Here is a 17,706-nt window from a genome sequence, read left to right as displayed (position 1 = left end):
CGGCTCAGCCGTCCGTGGGCTCCGGGGTCAGCCGCGCCAGTTCGTTCCACCGGGCGAGTTCTTCGTCGTGCGAACCCGTGAGCGTGGCCTCGGTGACATCGACCGCGGCCGCGTCATCGCTGTCGCCGTCGCGGGTGAGCAGCAGCAGCGGCCAGGTGGGCCGGCCGGGTTCGGACCCGTCGAACGGCTGCCAGGTCCAGGGTCCGCCGAAGCGCCACGCGCGCCCGCCGGCGTCGGCGACCTCGTCGCCGATCTCGAGGAAGGCGTATGGGCGGAAGCGTAATTCGACGCGCCGGGGGATGTCGTCGTCGGGGTCGAACGCGGCGCCCTGATCGTCGAGCTCCGGATCGAAGGATTGTCCCGCGCACAGGTAGACGACCTCCCGCCGCGGCCGCGGCAGCCACCCCGTCACGCGCGGCGGATCGAAGTGCCGCACGGCGACGACGTGGACGACGGTCGGCGGAATCCAGATGCGGCAGTCGGCCTCGGCAGCGAGTTCCCCGGCGGCGGGCTGGATCCGGAACACTTCCCGTTCCCATCCGGGCGTGTCCGGCCCGGCCGCCACCGCCACCACACCGTTCCACCGCACTCCGTCGCTCGCCGGATCCACGGCCCACCACGGCCATTCGACGAAGACGTCGTTCGCCGTCACCTCGGTCACCCGCGCCGCGGTGAACGGACAGGACAGCTCGAGGATGTCGCCAACCCGGTATTCGAACGCCACAGCCACCGAACCTAACCCGTTCCCACCCCCGCCGTCGCATTCCGCGGGACCGGCCGGTCTCGGGTACCGATCGTGGACGGGTGGGTGCGGCGCGTCCGGAAAGTCAGCCGGCGGCGGGGAATTCGTCGGCCTTCACGCCCTGGATGAAGGCTTCCCACTCCCGGACCGTGAAGAGCAGCACCGCGCCGTTGCTGCCTTCCTTGCTGTGCGCGACCACGATGCCGCGGCCGGGCCAGTAGCCGACCTGGACGCAGCTGCCATGGGGGCCGCCGGCCGCGCTCGTCCGCAGTTGGAGTTCGGCGGGCAGATCTGCCTGGGTGATCATGGGGGCGGTTCCTTTCGTCCTTTCACGGGTCGGGTCGGACGCGAGGCGAGGAAGAGCAGCCGGGGTCCACGATGCGGGACAGCGCCGTCTGGCATCGGCTGAACGAATGCGAACACGGGGTCCGGAGACGGCCGGATGACCGATTGTTCGACGGGTTCACACTACCGGGTAGCCGCTGGGTGCGCGCCCGATCGATTGCAAATCGGTGACCCGTCATGAGGATTCAAGATCGACGGCTCGCCACGGGTACAGACACGTTCGCCCGTACGGAATTCGGCGATGCCGTCCGTACGGGCCGCTCGGCGCGCTATGCGGGAATCTCAGCGGGGCAGGCGGGGATACGGCAGATCCGAACTGGTGTGCTCGCTGATCGCCAGCGGCCGCCCGATCTGCGGGAAGGCGCGCTGGGCGCAGCCGGGGCGCTCGCACACCTTGCAGCCCGCGCCGATGGGCGCGGCCGCGGCCGGATCGTCCAGCTCCAGGCTGCGCGAATACACCAGCCGGTCGGCGTATTCGATGTCGCAGCCCAGTCCGATGGCGAATTCCTTTCCGGCCGTGCCGAATCCGGTCGGGGTGGGCGCGGTGGTGCGGGCCACCCACAGGTAGCACCGTCCGTCGGGCATGGCGGCGATCTGGGACAGCATGCGGCCGGGATGATTGAACGCCTCGTGCACCACCCACAGCGGGCAGCTGCCACCCACCCGGGAGAAGTGGAAGGCGGTGGCGGACTGGCGTTTCGAGATATTGCCCGCGCGGTCGGTGCGGATCAGGAAGAACGGCACCCCGCGCTGGCCCTGCCGCTGCAGGGTGCTGAGCCGATGGCAGACGGTCTCGAAGCCGACCTCGAAGCGCAGGCTCAGCAGGTCGATGTCGTAGTGCAGCTCCTCGGCCGAGCGCAGGAACTTGCTGTACGGCAGGACGAGCGCGCCGGCGAAGTAGTTGGCCAGCCCGATCCGGGCCAGGGTGCGGGATTCGCCGGTGAGCGCGGGACTTTCGTCGAGAACCTCGTCGAGCAGGCCGCCGTGCAGCAGGAAGGCGAGGGTGGTGGCGATCTGGAAGGCCCGCTGCCCGGGCCGCAGCCGCCGGGCCAGGGTGAGGGTGCGGGTCTCGGGCTCGTAGTGGCGCTTGGGGATGTTCGGATCGGCGCCGTCGCCGCGGACCAGGACGGTGACCCCGGCGCGTTCCTCCGCGACCCGGGCCAGCTGCCGGTCGAGGGAGCCGATGGTGAGTCCGCTCTCCTCGAACAGCCGCTCGGCCGCGAGATCCAGCTGGGCGATGTGATTGTGGTGATCGTAGAAGAAGTCGCGCACGTCCTCGTAGGGCATGGGGACGCCGGGTGCGCCGGTGGGGGTGGCCACCTTGGAGGACAAGAGATCCAACTGGTCGGTCGCGGCACGTAGTCGGCGGTGCATGGCCACAACGATTTTCGCGACCTCGGGCATGCGGGTGGCCAGGTCCTCGACCTCGGCCACCGGCGCGGCATTGCCGCCCGCGGCCTCCACCAGGATCTCGTGCAGGTCCGAGACCAGCCGCGCGTCGGAGTCCGCGGCGAAGAACTGCACATCGAGGTCGAAGGTGGAATTCAGTTTCAGCAGCACGGGAATGGTGAGCGGCCGCTGATCACGTTCGAGCTGGTTGAGGTAGCTGGGGGACAGGTCCAGGGATTTGGCCAAGGCCGCCTGGGTCATCCGCCGTTCCTCGCGCAACCGCCGTAGTCGGGCGCCCGCATACATCTTGCGCACGTGCAGGATGGTACCGATTCGGCTTCGCAAACATCGCAATTTGAGGAGACTCGCCGCAACTTCGCCGACCCTGCGTGGCACTTCGCCATGGCGGACGGCCTGCGTAGCATGCGAATTCGATGCTACGAGCGGTTTTCCGCGCGAGTCCCCATCGTACGACCAACCCGACGCCGCCGAGGGGGAACGAGGTCCGGAATGTATGCCGAAATCCGCGGGTTCACCCCAGAATCAGGTGAACCTGGAGTTCGCCGACCAGGAACCCGAGCACCGCGCCGATGGCCACCAGCTTCCATTCGTCCTGTTTGAACGCCGGGCGCAGCAGGCCCTCGTACTCGTCGTCGGTGAGTTGCTTCGTCTTCTCGATGACAAGGTTGCGCACATCCAGGGCCTCGATGGCGTGCTGATCGAAACCGGAGTGCGCGGCGGCCTTGACGTGATCGAGCACGAAGGTGACCGCATCGCGTTCCAGGGCGGTGTAGCTGTCGCGCGCGACCATCATCATGAGCGGGCGGGCCGGGCCGGTCTGCAGTTCGAGGAACTCGCTGGCGTGCCGGCTCAGGAGAGAGGCCAACCGGTCGGCACGCTCGCCATTGAGGACGGCCTCGAGAATCCGTGCGGGGGTGAGGATCTCGGTGGCGATGAGATCACCGTAGTCGGTGCAGACCTGCTCCCGGCGCTTGTGGAACAGGCCCTGCCACTTGAACGGTCCGATACCGACCGGGCGGATCGGACGGAAGATCATCTGCAACGCCAGCCAGTCGGTGATCAATCCGGTGAAACCACCGAAAGCGGGCATGAGCAGCGGGGAGTGGGTGAGCGCCCAGGTGATCATCTGCACGAAGCCCAGCACCGTGCCGAAGATCAGGCCCGAGCGCACGATGAAGCGCAGCTCGTTGCGGCCCACCCGGCGCACCATCTCCACCAGCAGCGACTTGTCGTCCACCAGCGCGCTGATGGCCATACCGCGCAGATCCATCACCTGGTCGAGATTGGTGCGCAGGTCGTAGACGATGTCCTCGATCAGCTGCGGCAGATCCCGTTGCGCGCGTTCGATGATGGCGCGCTGGGCGGCGTCGGGCATGTTCACCCAGAGCCGGGGCTGATGCTTCATCATCATGGCGCGGACCATGTAATCGACACCGGCGTCGAGGGGTTCGCGCAGCCGCGTGGTCAGCTCGGCGACATCGATGCGGGCGATGACGTCCTGCGGATCGATGAGCTTGCCGAACATGAGATCCACCGCGATGGTCGCCATACGCGGCGCGGAGCGTGGAATGACGCCCTGCCAGCCCAGCCACGGTGGGATGCCCTTGAATTCGAGCGGATACATCAGCATCTGCACGGCGACGATCTTGGTCACCCAGCCGATGAGGGCGGCGACGAGCGGGATGGAGCAGTACAGCAGCCAGTGGTCGGCGAAATCCGCGATCAACCCTTCACCCCGGTGGTTGCCATGCCCTGCTCCTTGGTGCAATTATTCGTATTCAGCCGTGCGGCTATTTGTGCCGCGGCTCAGGCTAGGAGACCTGCGTGCCCACTGGCAAGACCGAGAGCTCACCGCCCACCCAGCGCGTGATCGCCATCGTGGAACTGCTGGCCGCCCAGGACGACTCGCTCACCTCCGCCGAGATCGCCGACAGCCTGGACCTGAACCGCTCCACCACCGGAGCGATCCTGGCCGCGCTCGCCGACGGTGGCTGGGTGCGCCGGCGGCCCGATCTGCGCTATGAACTCGGCGAGCGGCTCGCCGCGGTCGGGGCGCGCGCCGCGCTGGGACAGCGCGATCGCGCCTGGCTGGACCGGGAATTGGCGCGGCTGGCCGATCGCGTCGACTGTGGTGCGGCGCTGACCGCGCTCAGCGGCGGCCACCTGAAGTTCGTCGCCGTCACCCGCGACCGCCTCACCGTGGGAATGGAGTCCGGCGTACGGATTCCGCTGCTCGCTCCGGCCGGAGCCGCGATCATCGCCCACACCGGCGCTGCCCGCCAACGGGATTGGATCGACACACGCGGGGCCGAGCGGCGTGACGAATATCGCGCCGTCCTCGATACCCTGCGCACCGCAGGCTACTGTGCGTGGCGGCTGGAACGCGACAGCCTCCCCGGAGTCCGGGTGCTCTCCGAGGTCGCCGACCACCTCGCCGAACATCCGGGAAACACGGAGCTGCAGGGCAAGGTGCTGGCACAGCTGGCGACCTTCGGCGGCAGCGCCTACGACCAGCAGACGTTCGACAGCGACGCGACACTGCCGCTCAGTTATATGAGTGCCCCGGTTTTCGACAGCGGCGGCCACGCGGTCATGGAATTACAGATCGGCCCCCTGCGCGAGGACGTCACCCGCACCGAACGCCGCCACTACCTCACGGAATTGTCCGCGGCCGCCCGCCGCATCGGCGACGGGCTCGAGCCCGTCAGTCCTCGCCCCACACCACCGCCTGCGCGGCGATGACCGCGGTGCCGTTGAATGTCACCGCCGGTGATCCGTGCAATCGATACCCCTCGTCCAGCAGTGCGCTGATCCGCTCGCAGAAGGTCGCGTCGTCGGGCCCGGTGATCAGTCGATAGCGCAGTCGCGGTTGCTCGGTCATGACGCCAGCCTAGGGACGGCGGATTCCGGAGGGGCGGGCGCTACTGCATCTCGCGGGTGGTCGCGATGAGGAATTGGATGGTGTCCTGCACCTTCTGGTCCGTCATCCGCAGTGGGACCGAGCTCGTCGCGGCGATCTTGTCATCGATCGCCAGCATCCCTTCCCAGGTGCCGACCCGGGTCAGATAGCTGTCGTCCGGGGTGCGCCAGACGTCCTCACCGAAACCGTCCAGTCGCTGGTAGCGGGCGCCGATCGGGTCGGTGTGGTCCGGCTTGCGCATATTGCGGACCGTCAGCCACGCCACGTAGGGGGCGCGGCGCTGCAGGTTCAGGTAGCAGGATCCGGTGGTGTCGATCGAAGCGTCGATCGTGCCCTGGCTGAGTTCGGCCACCTGCACCTCGGGAACGCCGAGCGTGTTGTGGAAGAAGTCGATCATCCGCGTGCACAGATCTCGGTTCGAATGCGCGGAAGTCGTTGCGCCGGGACTGATTTGGGTTGCCGGGGACGATCCGCATCCCGCCAGCGCCAGCACGGCCACCACCGGCAGGCACCGGACCCCCCACCGCTTTCCGATCACCTCGACCTCCTGTCCGGGCCGCAGCGTAACAGGACCGGCGGGTCCGGCCAACCACGGTGGCGCAACTGCGCCGGGCCGACCATCAAGCGCCACAACAACTCTCGATGCGGAGGACGTCGACCGGGCTCGGTCAGAGGACCTTCACGATCGCGGGCACGACCTTCTGGACCAGGACGTCGGAGGAGCGGTCGGTCCAGGTCTGGAAGGACTGGACGGTGGCGGGATCGTCGACGATCACCAGCCTGGCGTGGGAGAGGCTGGAGGAGAGGAAGCTGCTGGGCAGGCCGCGCAGGCCGCCGTTGCCCGCCTGCCGGTCGGTGCGCACGACGATCACGATGTCGACGTCGGGGACCGAGACGTCGGAGGGGGACAGTGGGCGCGGCGACGCCTCGCCGGGCTGGGCGCGGTAGTCGGTGCTGTAGCGAAAGCCGATGTCCACCAGGAACTTCGCCTGATCGCTGGTGTCCAGGTCGGCGGAGAGGCTGCCGTCGCCGAAGTTGAACGCGGCGACGGTCTTGTTCTGGAAGGTGGGGTGGGCGGAGCGCACCTGATCCAGCGCATCGGTGTGCACGGTGGTGGTCACGGTGGCCGAGCCGCCGGAGTCGTGGTTGGTGACCAGGTAGGCGACGACGCCCGAAACACCGAGCAGCACGATGATCGCCGCGATGACCGGAGCGAGCCACACCCGCCGGTACGGCGCGGGCGGTCGTTGCGGGTCGATCCGCACGGTCGGCGGTTCGTCCTCGAGAACCGGGCGGGCGGCGACCGGTGGCGCGGGGACAATCGGTGCGGCGGAAGGCATCCGGCCCTGCAAGGCCAGCTCCGCGTCGCGGGTGAAGTCGTGGCAGGTGGCGTAGCGGTGGTCCGGATCCTTGGCCAGCACCTTGGCGATGACCGCGTCCAGCGCGGGCGGCAGATCCGGGCGCAGCGGGCTCAGCGCGGGCGGCGGCTCCTGGAGGTGACCCAGGGTGGCCTGGGCCAGGGAGGTCACCGGGAACGGGGTGCGGCCGGTGAGCAGCTTCACGAACGCGCAGCCCAGGCTGTAGATGTCGCCGCGATGGTCGAGCGGCCCGGCGACCAGGCGTTCGGGCGGCGCGTAGGCCAGCGTCGCCATCAGGCTGTCGGTGGCGGTGAGCTCGCGGCCGTCGGTAATCGATTTGGCCACACCGAAATCGGTGAGCAGCACCCGCTCCTCGCCGCCGGGCTCGCCGTCCGGTTCACCCGGCGAGAGCAGGAAGTTCGCGGGCTTCACATCCCGGTGCAGCAGCCCGCGCCGGTGCGCGTGGTCGAGGGCCTTGCCGACCTCGGTGATGATGCGCAGCGCCCGCCGCGACGTCAGGCCGGCGGGGTTCTTCTTCAATTCCACGGCGGCGTCGGTGCCGGGCACGTACTGCATGGCGATCCACAGCCGGCCGTCCTCCTCGCCGCGCGCGTAGACCGTGACGATGTTCGGATGATCCAGTTCCGCCGCGAGATTCGCCTCGCGCTCGAACCGCGCCCGGTAGTGCTCGTCGTGGGACAGATCGGTGCTGAGCACCTTCAGCGCGTCGAGCCGCCGCGGGAACATCGGATCCTGCACCAGATACACGGTGCCCATCCCGCCACTGCCGAGCACTCGGATCACCCGGTGGCCGCCCACGATCGTGCCGGGCCGCAACGGCATGGACATCCTCCCTCAGCACTGCCGGGATCCCGACCCTGTCGAATGTAGCAACGATCGTCACACCCGGCCCGGCATCAGATGTGCCCGTATGCCAGTAGCTCGTACTGTGCCGAAAGTCGTTGGCGCAGATCCTGGGACTGGTCGGCGAACACCTCGGCGACAAAGTGGTCGTAGGGCAGATAGCACAGGAATTTCGCTCCGGCGGCGTTCTTCTCGTCCTTCAGCTGCAGGCACCGGGCGGTCGCCAGGCCGGGCGGCGGGTCGATGGATGTGTACCGGTCGCCCAGCTCGTCCACGAAGGCGCCGGTGAGCCGTTGCGCGCCGGCTGCGTCCCGGGCCCGGTACACGCCGGAGAGCGCGTGCGCCACCAGGTCCACCCCGGCCTCGTCGAAGGCGCGCCGGGTGGCCGCCGGCCGATCGTCGAGGGTCAGGGCGGCGTGCGGACCGTACAGTCCCTCGGTCGCCCAGATCTGGCCCTTGCCCGGCGGCAGGGTGCGGCCGAGTAGATCCTCGGGATCGGCGGCCAGCCCGGCGAGCTGATCGAGCGGGGTGGGCCGGTAGTCCCGCATGGCCTCGATCGTCTTGTCCAGCACCAGTTTCGCCGTGTCCAGCAGAGCCCCCGGACCGTCGGGCACCGTGAGGTCGTCTTCGATGTAGAGCCAGTAGAGGTAGTCGTCCCGCGCGTAGGTGGCCTTCACCCATTCGAGCGACGTCAGCGCCGCCTTGGCGGTGGGGTATCCGGGAATCTGCAGCGGCCCCTTGTCCGGATAATCCGGATTGGCCAGTCCGACAAGAAAATTGCCGGCCGCCGCGGCCTGCTCGGGCTTCGCGAACCGCAGCACCGTGATGTCCACGTTCAGTCCGAGTGTGGTGTCGGACCGATGCCGCCCGCCCGACTCCCAGCCCGAGATCAGGCCCGGCGCTTTGTCATTGAAATTGTCGATGCTGATCGGTGGGTAGTCCGCCGTGATCGCGTGTGCGGCATTGTTGAACACCAGGCGGTTGTCGATATCCAGCGCCAGCGGTACGTGCTCGGCCATCCGGATCGACTCCTGCAGCAGATCGCCCACCGTGATGTCGGGCTTCTGGCTGGTGATCGTGCGCGGTACGACCGGATAGTTGCCCGGATCCAGTTGGGAGGCATCGACGATCGCGGCCTTCGAGGCGGGTGTCGCGGGATCACGATGGTCCGAGCCGCACGACGCCGCGAGGACGGTCGCCAGCGCCAGCAGGACCAGGCGGCCGGGCAGGGTGGCGGCGCGCGCGGTGGTCATGACTGTCCGCTCTTGGCCAGCATCGAATACTGCGCCGACACCCGTTGCGGGAACGAGGCCGGTGCGCCGCCGCTGAACCGCGCCTCCGCCCCGATCACCGCGACATACCGGCCGTACACGACCGCGCAGAGGTAGGTGTACTGGCGAATCGGCTCGGGTTCATCGAGCTGGATGCAGTGCGCGTCGGTGATGCCGGGCGGATTGGGGAATTCGTCGTCGTCGCGGCCCAGGGTGGTCAGCGCGGCCTGTAAACCGAAGGCGGCCGCCAGGTCCCGGGTGCGGTAGACGGTCGCGGCATTGCGGGCGACCAGATCCACACCGGCCGCGGCGAATGCCTTGCGGGCGGCGGCGCCGTCGCGCTCGTAGTGCAGGGCGCCCGCCGGGGTGTAGATACCGCCGTAATTCCATCCGAACTGGTCGGCATCGGAGGTGTCGTACTTGTTCGGCAGCGTCAATCCCAGGATGTTGTCGGGGTTGATCGGCAGATCGGGAAGGTCCTCCAGCGGCGTCGGCGTCAGATCGGCCATCCGGGCAAGCTGGGCCTGCACCATGGCCCGCAGTCGCACCCCCAGCGCGGCCGGATCGGCCCGCGGGATCACGGCGTGGCCGACGATCGCGTACACGCCGTGCACCGCGAAGACCTGGCCCTTGGCATCGGTGATGGACGAGGCCCGCGCGTCGACGCCGTCGATCGGAATCGGGTGCAGCCCAGGGGCGGCCAGCGCATCGGCGAACCCGTCGATCGCGGCCCGGGCGGCCGGCTCGGTCGGAAACCGCATGACCGCCAGCGTGATGTGCTTGCGCGCCCGGACACTGTTGTTGTTGCGCCAGATGTACGCGCCCGCGATCATGCGATTGTGCTGGGCGACCGCCTGCCAGGCCTTGGGGAAGGGGCCGTCGGTGTCGTCGAAGTTCGCGTCGGAGGTGTCCAGCACCCGGGCCCCGCCCAGATACGTGACGTCGGGATCGATTTCGTCCGGGCCGACCAGATAGGTCATCATGCGGCGCGATTCGATCTGGTACGCGTCGGTGGTGACCGAGTACGTCGGGGCGTACTCGATCGGGGCCGAAGGATACGGTCCGACAATGAGTTTCGAGAAGTCGGCCGGTGTCATGCCGGGGATCGGGCGACCCGGAACCGTCGACGACGCCATCGCGATGCCGAACGCCAGGACCGTCGTCACCACCGTCACGACCACCAAAGCCGTTCGTGGCCTGCGGAATTCTCGGATTCGCCTCACGCCGTCACCTGCTCGTCACCAGCACGTACTCGGCCGAGGTCTTCTGATACAGCTCCGGCACGTTCATGGCGCCGACCTGCACGGTGTACCGGTCCACGTGGAAGTTGCACTGGTTGGCGACCACATGTCCGTGGTCCAGCACCGCGAAACAGCCGATGTCGCCGGGGAAACCCGGCGGCGGGGCGATGCTCCGGCGATCGCCGGAGGTGTCCGTGGCCGGATTCCACCGGTCCCACAGCGCCCGGGCCGCCGTCCCGGTCCGGCTGTGGAACACCAGCGCGTCGCCGTAGCCGACCAGGTCGATGTCGCCGACCGTCAGGAAATCGAGGTCGTTGTCGGTCAGGCTCTGCAGCGCGCCGCGGCCCGTGTACACCCCGTCCGGATCCGGCCGCATGGGCTCTTCGGGATTCGTCGGCAGGGTGCGGCCGAGAATGCCGTCCGGATCGAGCGGCAGGTGCTCGAACCGGTCCGCCGGTGTGGGCTGGAACCGGTCCAGCAGCGGTAGCGCCACGTCCAGCATCCGCTCGGTGCGGGCGGTCAGGTCGAGCAGATCCGGTGCCGCGGCCAGCTCGTCGACCACCTTGATGAACACGACGTAGCGATCGTGCACGGTCCAGGAGCCGATCGAGGCCACGTTCGGCCGCCAATGCGCCTTGCTGTCAGGGTATTTCGGGAGGGTGACGGCCCGGTTGTCGACGTTGTAGGTGAAGTCGTCGTGCTCGAGCGCGGGGCCGACGGCCGTGGCGCGCCCGGCGTCCGGCAGCTCCAGCACCGCGATGCTCAGCCTGCGGTGCTTGTCGTCGGAATCGGATCCGGTGCACCAGGTATCGACCCAGCCGCCGCGCAGATCGTGGGCGACCTCGTCGAAGGTGTCGTTGATGAGGATGTCGCCCAAGCCCTTGTGATTGGTGACGATGTGCGGGCGGACGTCGTCGGAGCACTCGTAGGCGTAGTCCCGGTCGGCCTCGAACGGCAGCGCCACGTAGTCCGACAGCCGCTGTGACTCGCGGATGCGGGATTGCTTGTCGGTCTTGGCATTTCCCACCATGCGCGGTGCGATCTGATAGTTGCCGACCTCTAGGCCTCCCGGATCGGTCTGCTGCCGCACCGGTTGACCGGAAACGCTGGTGGTACAGCCGGTCGCGGCGGCGAGCACGACCGCGACACCGCACAGCAGCGGCGCGCGCGACGCGAACGATCTCACCGTCCCCTCCTCGCGCCGGATGTTACCGGCGCGCAAGTCTTCTCGCGCGGCTTTGGCCGCCGGTGGTGTGGTCTCGGACACGATCGCGCGGCGATCCGGGCACCGGGATGTCTCGGCGCGCGCCCGCGCCGCGGCGGGCCTTGGGGGCGCAATCCTTAGCATGACGGCGAATTCCGTGGTCGGAGCATCGCAACCCTCACCGACAGGGATGTATCGCGGTGATTAACACAAATTCGCAACCGAAAGGTCCGTCCTGTGAAGATTGCACCGAACGGGACTTCGATGCCCGATCCGTATCCCCGGGCAGGTACCTTCTACCCATGTTCTCCAAAGTCCTGGTCGCCAACCGCGGCGAGATCGCCATTCGCGCCTTCCGCGCGGCCTACGAACTCGGCATCGGTACCGTCGCGGTTTTTCCGTACGAGGACCGCAACTCCGTGCACCGGCTCAAGGCCGACGAGGCCTACCAGATCGGTGAGCCCGGTCACCCCGTGCGGGCGTACCTGTCGATCGAGGAGATCATCAAGGCCGCCAAGAGCGCCGGTGCGGATGCCATCTACCCGGGCTACGGCTTCCTGTCGGAGAACCCGGACCTGGCCGCCGCCTGCGCCCGCGAGGGCATCACCTTCATCGGCCCGTCCGCGCAGGTCCTCGAACTGACCGGTAACAAGGCGCGCGCCATCGCCGCCGCCAAGGCCGCCGGACTGCCGGTGCTGCGCTCGAGCGAACCGTCCGCCGATGTGGACGCGCTCATGACCGCCGCGGAGTCCATGGAGTTCCCGCTGTTCGTCAAGGCCGTGGCCGGCGGCGGCGGGCGCGGCATGCGGCGGGTCACCGATCCGGCCCAGCTGCGCGAATCCATCGAGGCCGCCGCGCGCGAGGCCGAATCCGCCTTCGGCGACGCGACCGTGTTCCTCGAGCAGGCCGTGGTCAACCCCCGCCACATCGAGGTGCAGATCCTGGCCGACCAGCAGGGCAATGTCATCCACCTCTTCGAGCGCGACTGCTCGCTGCAGCGCCGCCACCAGAAGGTGATCGAGCTCGCCCCCGCCCCGAATCTGGATCCCGAACTCCGCGACCGCATTTGCGCCGACGCGGTGGCCTTCGCCCGCCAGATCGGTTACTCCTGCGCGGGCACCGTGGAATTCCTGCTCGACGAGCGTGGCAATCACGTGTTCATCGAGATGAACCCGCGAATCCAGGTGGAGCACACGGTGACCGAGGAGATCACCGATGTCGACCTGGTGCAGTCGCAGCTGCGGATCGCCGCCGGGGAGACCCTGGCGGATCTGGGCCTGAACCAGGACGGCATCCAGATCCGGGGCGCGGCGCTGCAGTGCCGCATCACCACCGAGGACCCGGCCAACGGCTTCCGGCCCGACACCGGCCGCATCACCGGCTACCGCTCGCCCGGCGGCGCCGGCGTGCGTCTGGACGGCGGCGCGAATGTCGGCGCGGAGGTCGGGGCCTACTTCGACTCCATGCTGGTCAAGCTCACCTGCCGCGGGCGCGATTTCGCCACCGCGGTGGCGCGCGCCCGGCGCGCGGTCGCCGAATTCCGCATCCGCGGCGTGACGACCAACATCCCGTTCCTGCTCGCGGTGCTGGACGATCCGGACTTCCGCGCGGGCCGGGTGACCACCTCGTTCATCGACGAGCGGCCGCAGCTGCTCACCCTCAAGAGCTCGGCCGACCGCGGTACCAAGATCCTGCAGTACCTGGCCGACATCACCGTGAACAAGCCGCACGGCTCGCGGCCGACCAAGGTGTACCCGCACGACAAGCTGCCCGCCCTCGACATGACCGTGCCGCCCCCGCCCGGCTCCCGGCAGCGGCTGCTCGAGCTGGGACCGGAGGGCTTCGCGCAGTGGCTGCGCAACCGCGAGGGGGTGGCCGTCACCGACACCACCTTCCGCGACGCGCACCAGTCGCTGCTGGCCACCCGGGTCCGCACCAACGGCCTGCTCGATGTGGCCGGACACGTCGCGCGCATGACGCCCGAGCTGCTGTCCATCGAATGCTGGGGCGGCGCAACCTACGACGTGGCGCTGCGCTTCCTCTTCGAGGACCCGTGGGAGCGGCTCGCGGCGCTGCGCGAGGCGGTGCCGAACATCAACCTGCAGATGCTGCTGCGCGGCCGCAACACCGTCGGCTACACGCCGTACCCCGAAAAGGTCACGCGCGCTTTCGTTTCCGAGGCCACCGCCACCGGCATCGACATCTTCCGCATCTTCGACGCGCTCAACAATGTCGACCAGATGCGCCCGGCCATCGACGCCGTCCGCGAAACCGGCACCGCCCTGGCCGAAGTCGCGCTCAGCTACACCGGCGACCTGTCGAACCCGAGCGAGGACCTCTACACCCTCGACTACTACCTCAAGCTCGCCGAGCAGATCGTCGAGGCCGGGGCGCACGTCATCGGCATCAAGGACATGGCCGGACTGCTGCGCGCGCCCGCCGCGCACACCCTGGTCACCGCGCTGCGCCGGGAGTTCGACCTGCCCGTGCACGTGCACACCCACGACACCCCGGGCGGCCAGCTGGCCACCTACCTGGCGGCCTGGCAGGCCGGTGCGGACGCCGTCGACGGCGCGTCGGCGCCCATGGCGGGCACCACGTCTCAGCCCGCGCTCTCGGCCATCGTTGCGGCAGCGGCGAATTCGCCCCACGACACCGGGCTGAACCTGCAGAACGTGTGCGACCTGGAGCCGTACTGGGAGGCGCTGCGAAAGGTGTACGCGCCCTTCGAATCCGGGCTGCCAGGGCCGACCGGCCGCGTCTACCACCACGAGATTCCCGGCGGCCAGCTGTCGAACCTGCGCCAGCAGGCCATCGCGCTCGGCCTGGGCGACCAGTTCGAGCAGGTCGAGGCCAAATACGCCGCGGCCGACCGGATGCTGGGCCGGCTGGTCAAGGTCACCCCGTCCTCCAAGGTGGTCGGCGATCTGGCGCTGGCACTGGTCGGCACCGGCGTCGACGTCGAGGACTTCGCCGCCGACCCGGGCCGCTACGACATCCCGGACTCGGTCATCGGGTTCCTGCGCGGCGAGCTCGGCACCCCGGCCGGCGGCTGGCCCGAGCCCTTCCGCAGCCGCGCCCTCGCCGGCCGCGGCCCCGCCAAGCCGGAGACCCAGCTGACCGCGGCCGACGAAGCCGGGCTGAACGGGACCTCGGCCGAGCGCCGGGCCACCCTCAACCGCCTGCTGTTCCCCGGCCCCACCGCCGAATTCGTCGCCCACCGCGAGAAGTTCGGCGACACCACCGGGCTGTCGGCCAACCAGTTCTTCTACGGCCTGCGCCACGACGAAGAACATCACGTCCAGCTCGACAAGGGCGTCACCCTGCTCATCGGCCTGGAGGCCATCTCCGAGCCCGACGAGCGCGGCATGCGCACGGTCATGTGCATCCTCAACGGGCAGCTGCGCCCCATCACGGTGCGCGACCGATCCATCGCCAGCGAGATCCCCGCCGCCGAGAAGGCCGACAAGACCAATGCCGGCCACATCGCGGCGCCCTTCGCCGGCGTGGTGACCCTGGCCGTCGCCGAAGGCGATTCGGTCGCGGCGGGCGACACCATCGGCACCATCGAGGCCATGAAGATGGAGGCCGCCATCACCGCCCCGCGCGCCGGCGTGGTCCGCCGCGTGGCCATCACCAAGGTGCAGCAGGTGGAGGGCGGCGACCTGCTCGTCGACGTGAGCCTCACCGAGGCCGCCGCCGAATGACCCGCATCGTGGCGGGTACCGCCGGGGGCCGCCGCCTGCGCGTCCCCCCGGCGGGCACCCGCCCCACCTCCGACCGGGTGCGCGAGGCCCTGTTCAGCCTTCTGCACGCCCGCATGGATTTCGACGGCCTGCACGTCCTCGACCTCTACGCGGGCTCGGGGGCGCTGGCCCTGGAGGCGCTGTCCCGCGGCGCCTCGCACGCGCTGCTCATCGAAGCGGACCGCAAGGCCGCCGCCATCATTCGCGGCAATATCGGCGACCTCGGACTGCCGGGCGCGGAGCTGCGCCAGAACTCGGTCACCAGCGTCCTGTCCGGTGCGCCGCCGGAACGCTACGACCTGGTCTTCTCCGACCCGCCCTACGACCTCGACGTCGCCGACGTGCAGGCCGACCTCCGCGCGCTCGCCGCCAACGGCTGGCTCCACGACGACGCCCTCATCGTCGTCGAACGCTCCACCCGCTCGCCCGAGGTGTCCTGGCCCGACGGCTACGCACCCCTGAAGTCCCGCACCTACGGCGAAACCCGCATCGACCTCGCCGAATTCGAGGGCTGAGTGGTCATGCCATCCGCGGCAGTACGGCGTCGGCGTCCTGAGTCGCGCCGAAGATGAGTTCGCCCGCGGCTGCCGCAGCGGCGAGCTCCTCGGCAGCCGCGGGTTCGCGGAATTCCTCGCTTTGCGTGCTCATTCTTCGCGACTACGAAGAATGCGGAGCGAGGGCCGACGGATTCTCGGACTGCCACTGGTCTGAATACCGACAGGAACAGACCGGAGTAGGGAGTACGTGATGTCGGATTCGATACGGACCGCCGTGGTCACCGGTGCGAGCCGGGGATTCGGGCGGGCGATCGCCGCCTCACTCGTCGCGTCGGGCGCGCGGGTGATCGGCGTGGCGCGGGACGAGCAGGCACTGCAGGACGTCCGTGTGGAGCTCGGGGAGAGGTTCGTGCCGGTGGCGGCCGACGCTACCGAGGAAGCCGTGGCGCAGAAGGTGATTCGCGTGTACCGGCCGGAATTGCTGGTGCTCAATGCCGGGGCCACTCCACCCCTGGCCCCCGTGCACGAGCAGACCTGGGAGACCTTCAGCCGCAACTGGGAGACCGATACCAAGCAGGCGTTCGTCTGGATCGGGGCCGCCCTGCGGGAGCCGCTGCCCTCGGGGAGCGCGGTGATCGCCATGTCGAGCGGGGCCGCGTTGGCAGGGTCGCCGCTCAGCGGCGGATACGCGGGAGCCAAGTCCACCATCCGGTTCATCCGGGCCTACGCCGCCGAGGAATCGGACCGCGCGGGGCTCGGCATCCGGTTCGTGGCCCTGCTGCCCCGGCTGACACCGGCCACCGGGCTCGGCCAGCAGGCGGTCGCGGGGTATGCCGCCCGGCAGGGCATCGACGTGGAAACCTATCTCGCCGGGATGGCACCGGTGCTCACGCCCGAGCAGGTCGGCAAGGCGGTGGTCGAACTCGCCGATGATGCCGGCAGCGCGGCGGAATACTTGGTGAGCGGCGCCGGGCTGAAGCAGATCGGCTGAGGGGTCGCGACCATGACGACCAGCGCACCTCCGGGAGTAGCGGCCATGCCCTCCGACACCGAACGGCCCGCGGTCACCGCACCGCCCACCGAGCGCGAATTCGCCGCTCTCACACAGCGATTCCGGCCGGAGCTGCTCGCGCACTGCTATCGCATGCTGGGGTCGGTGCACGATGCCGAGGACCTGGTGCAGGAGACCTACCTGCGGGCCTGGCGTGGGTTCGGCGGGTTCGAGGGCCGGTCGTCGCTGCGGCACTGGCTGTACAGGATCGCCACCATGGCCTGCCTGACCGCGCTGGAAGGGCGATCGCGCCGGCCGCTGCCGTCGGGGCTGGGTGCGCCGGAGGACGATCACCGGGTGGCGATCACGGCCCGGGAGCCCGGGGTGGCGTGGTTGCAGCCCGCGCCGGACTCGGTGTTCGGGTTCGACGATCCGGCCGCCATCGTGGCCGGGCGGACAGGTGTGCGGCTGGCCTTCATTGCGGCACTGCAACTTCTGCCCGCCCGGCAGCGCGCGGTGCTGACGCTGCGCGACGTGCTGGCCTTCCGGACCGCGGAGGTCGCCGCCATGCTGGACACCACGCCGACCGCCGTGGACAGTGCGCTGCGGCGGGCGCGGAGCCGATTGGCGCAGGCCGGACCAGTGGAGGCGGACCTGGCCGAGCCGGACGAACTCGCGCAGCGGCGGCTGCTCGACGGCTATGTCGACGCGTTCACCCGCGCCGACCATGCCGCGCTGCTCGAACTCCTGCGTGCCGACGTGGAGATGGAAATGCCGCCCACGCCAACGTGGTTCACCGGACGCGAGGCGGTCCTCGGATTCCTGCGCAGCCGTATCCTGCGGCCGGGCCTGTGGCGTTTCACGCCGACCCGCGCGAATGGCCAGCCCGCCTTCATCGTTCACAAACGCGTCGACGACCACCACTACGAGGCCTACGGGATTCACGTCCTGACGCTGATCGGGGCCAGGATTGGGCGCATCACCGCGTTCAACGACCCGGCCCTGGTCCGCACCTTCGGCTTCGCCGCGACGATTGAACCGGACAAAGACGTCACAGATGGTGAAGACGCTCACTGACCAGCCGAACCCGGGCACTATGGACGAGTACATCTGCCTG

16 protein-coding genes are annotated in these 17,706 nt (G+C 69.2%); 5 read left to right on the top strand and 11 right to left on the bottom strand.

Features of this window, described 5'->3' with window-relative positions:
- Window positions 1-4 precede the first annotated feature (4 nt).
- The 4 genes from ABZV44_RS19430 to ABZV44_RS19415 form a co-directional block, all read right to left on the bottom strand.
- Window positions 5-724: a hypothetical protein gene (locus tag ABZV44_RS19430; protein WP_354837853.1), complete on the bottom strand. Its 720-nt coding sequence runs from the start codon at window positions 722-724 to the stop codon at window positions 5-7.
- A 103-nt stretch (window positions 725-827) separates the two neighbouring features.
- Window positions 828-1,049, bottom strand: coding sequence for a DUF397 domain-containing protein (locus tag ABZV44_RS19425; protein ID WP_354837851.1), 222 nt, complete (start codon window positions 1,047-1,049; stop codon window positions 828-830).
- 320 nt (window positions 1,050-1,369) lie between these two features.
- A complete protein-coding gene (locus tag ABZV44_RS19420; protein WP_354837849.1) occupies window positions 1,370-2,791 on the bottom strand; it encodes a short-chain fatty acyl-CoA regulator family protein in 1,422 nt (473 codons plus the stop codon).
- Window positions 2,792-3,008: 217 nt separating this feature from the next.
- Entirely contained in the window at window positions 3,009-4,223 is a 1,215-nt protein-coding gene (locus ABZV44_RS19415; RefSeq protein WP_354837847.1) for a DUF445 family protein, read from the bottom strand.
- A 98-nt stretch (window positions 4,224-4,321) separates the two neighbouring features.
- Between ABZV44_RS19415 and ABZV44_RS19410 the strand changes: the two genes are divergently transcribed.
- Window positions 4,322-5,239: a helix-turn-helix domain-containing protein gene (locus ABZV44_RS19410; protein ID WP_354837845.1), complete on the top strand. Its 918-nt coding sequence runs from the start codon at window positions 4,322-4,324 to the stop codon at window positions 5,237-5,239.
- Here ABZV44_RS19410 and ABZV44_RS19405 read toward each other — a convergent pair.
- The 6 genes from ABZV44_RS19405 to ABZV44_RS19380 all read right to left on the bottom strand — a co-directional run bounded on the left by ABZV44_RS19405 (window position 5,202) and on the right by ABZV44_RS19380 (window position 11,337).
- Complete coding sequence (locus ABZV44_RS19405) at window positions 5,202-5,378, bottom strand: DUF1737 domain-containing protein (protein ID WP_354837843.1); 177 nt, start codon at window positions 5,376-5,378, stop codon at window positions 5,202-5,204. The two genes, ABZV44_RS19410 and ABZV44_RS19405, sit on opposite strands and share 38 nt — an antisense overlap.
- A gap of 40 nt (window positions 5,379-5,418) precedes the next feature.
- Window positions 5,419-5,955 carry a hypothetical protein gene (locus ABZV44_RS19400; protein ID WP_354837841.1) on the bottom strand — a complete coding sequence of 179 codons (537 nt, stop codon included), beginning with the start codon at window positions 5,953-5,955 and terminating at the stop codon, window positions 5,419-5,421.
- A gap of 130 nt (window positions 5,956-6,085) precedes the next feature.
- Entirely contained in the window at window positions 6,086-7,618 is a 1,533-nt protein-coding gene (locus tag ABZV44_RS19395; protein ID WP_354837839.1) for a serine/threonine-protein kinase, read from the bottom strand.
- A gap of 74 nt (window positions 7,619-7,692) precedes the next feature.
- Window positions 7,693-8,892, bottom strand: coding sequence for a hypothetical protein (locus ABZV44_RS19390; protein ID WP_354837837.1), 1,200 nt, complete (start codon window positions 8,890-8,892; stop codon window positions 7,693-7,695).
- Window positions 8,889-10,133, bottom strand: coding sequence for a hypothetical protein (locus ABZV44_RS19385; protein WP_354837835.1), 1,245 nt, complete (start codon window positions 10,131-10,133; stop codon window positions 8,889-8,891). The genes ABZV44_RS19390 and ABZV44_RS19385 overlap by 4 nt, the downstream gene beginning before the upstream one ends.
- A gap of 4 nt (window positions 10,134-10,137) precedes the next feature.
- Complete coding sequence (locus tag ABZV44_RS19380) at window positions 10,138-11,337, bottom strand: hypothetical protein (protein WP_354837833.1); 1,200 nt, start codon at window positions 11,335-11,337, stop codon at window positions 10,138-10,140.
- Window positions 11,338-11,657: 320 nt separating this feature from the next.
- Between ABZV44_RS19380 and ABZV44_RS19375 the strand changes: the two genes are divergently transcribed.
- Window positions 11,658-15,062: a pyruvate carboxylase gene (locus ABZV44_RS19375; protein WP_354837831.1), complete on the top strand. Its 3,405-nt coding sequence runs from the start codon at window positions 11,658-11,660 to the stop codon at window positions 15,060-15,062.
- Window positions 15,059-15,616, top strand: coding sequence for a 16S rRNA (guanine(966)-N(2))-methyltransferase RsmD (gene rsmD / locus ABZV44_RS19370; RefSeq protein WP_354837829.1), 558 nt, complete (start codon window positions 15,059-15,061; stop codon window positions 15,614-15,616). The genes ABZV44_RS19375 and rsmD overlap by 4 nt, the downstream gene beginning before the upstream one ends.
- Before the next feature lie 4 nt (window positions 15,617-15,620).
- Here the strand turns inward: rsmD and ABZV44_RS19365 are convergent, their stop codons facing one another.
- On the bottom strand, window positions 15,621-15,749 hold the full coding sequence (locus ABZV44_RS19365; protein ID WP_354837827.1) for a hypothetical protein: 129 nt from the start codon (window positions 15,747-15,749) through the stop codon (window positions 15,621-15,623).
- A 99-nt stretch (window positions 15,750-15,848) separates the two neighbouring features.
- Between ABZV44_RS19365 and ABZV44_RS19360 the strand changes: the two genes are divergently transcribed.
- A complete protein-coding gene (locus tag ABZV44_RS19360) occupies window positions 15,849-16,589 on the top strand; it encodes an SDR family oxidoreductase (protein WP_354837825.1) in 741 nt (246 codons plus the stop codon).
- A gap of 12 nt (window positions 16,590-16,601) precedes the next feature.
- Window positions 16,602-17,666, top strand: a complete 1,065-nt coding sequence (locus tag ABZV44_RS19355) for a sigma-70 family RNA polymerase sigma factor (protein WP_354837823.1) — start codon at window positions 16,602-16,604, stop codon at window positions 17,664-17,666.
- The last annotated feature ends 40 nt before the right edge of the window (window positions 17,667-17,706 follow it).

Source organism: Nocardia sp. NPDC004860 (assembly GCF_040609015.1).
GTDB lineage: Bacteria > Actinomycetota > Actinomycetes > Mycobacteriales > Mycobacteriaceae > Nocardia.
The sequence above is the reverse complement of the archived record's forward strand: the minus strand, read 5'-3'. Positions and strand labels throughout refer to the sequence as shown.

Coding starts and splice junctions, on each gene's coding strand:
- ABZV44_RS19425 (WP_354837851.1), bottom strand. CDS start 1,049: ATGATCACCCAGGCAGATCTGCCCGCCGAACTCCAACTGCGGACGAGC.
- ABZV44_RS19405 (WP_354837843.1), bottom strand. CDS start 5,378: ATGACCGAGCAACCGCGACTGCGCTATCGACTGATCACCGGGCCCGAC.
- ABZV44_RS19395 (WP_354837839.1), bottom strand. CDS start 7,618: ATGCCGTTGCGGCCCGGCACGATCGTGGGCGGCCACCGGGTGATCCGA.
- ABZV44_RS19390 (WP_354837837.1), bottom strand. CDS start 8,892: ATGACCACCGCGCGCGCCGCCACCCTGCCCGGCCGCCTGGTCCTGCTG.
- ABZV44_RS19375 (WP_354837831.1), top strand. CDS start 11,658: ATGTTCTCCAAAGTCCTGGTCGCCAACCGCGGCGAGATCGCCATTCGC.
- rsmD (WP_354837829.1), top strand. CDS start 15,059: ATGACCCGCATCGTGGCGGGTACCGCCGGGGGCCGCCGCCTGCGCGTC.
- ABZV44_RS19365 (WP_354837827.1), bottom strand. CDS start 15,749: ATGAGCACGCAAAGCGAGGAATTCCGCGAACCCGCGGCTGCCGAGGAG.
- ABZV44_RS19360 (WP_354837825.1), top strand. CDS start 15,849: ATGTCGGATTCGATACGGACCGCCGTGGTCACCGGTGCGAGCCGGGGA.
- ABZV44_RS19355 (WP_354837823.1), top strand. CDS start 16,602: ATGACGACCAGCGCACCTCCGGGAGTAGCGGCCATGCCCTCCGACACC.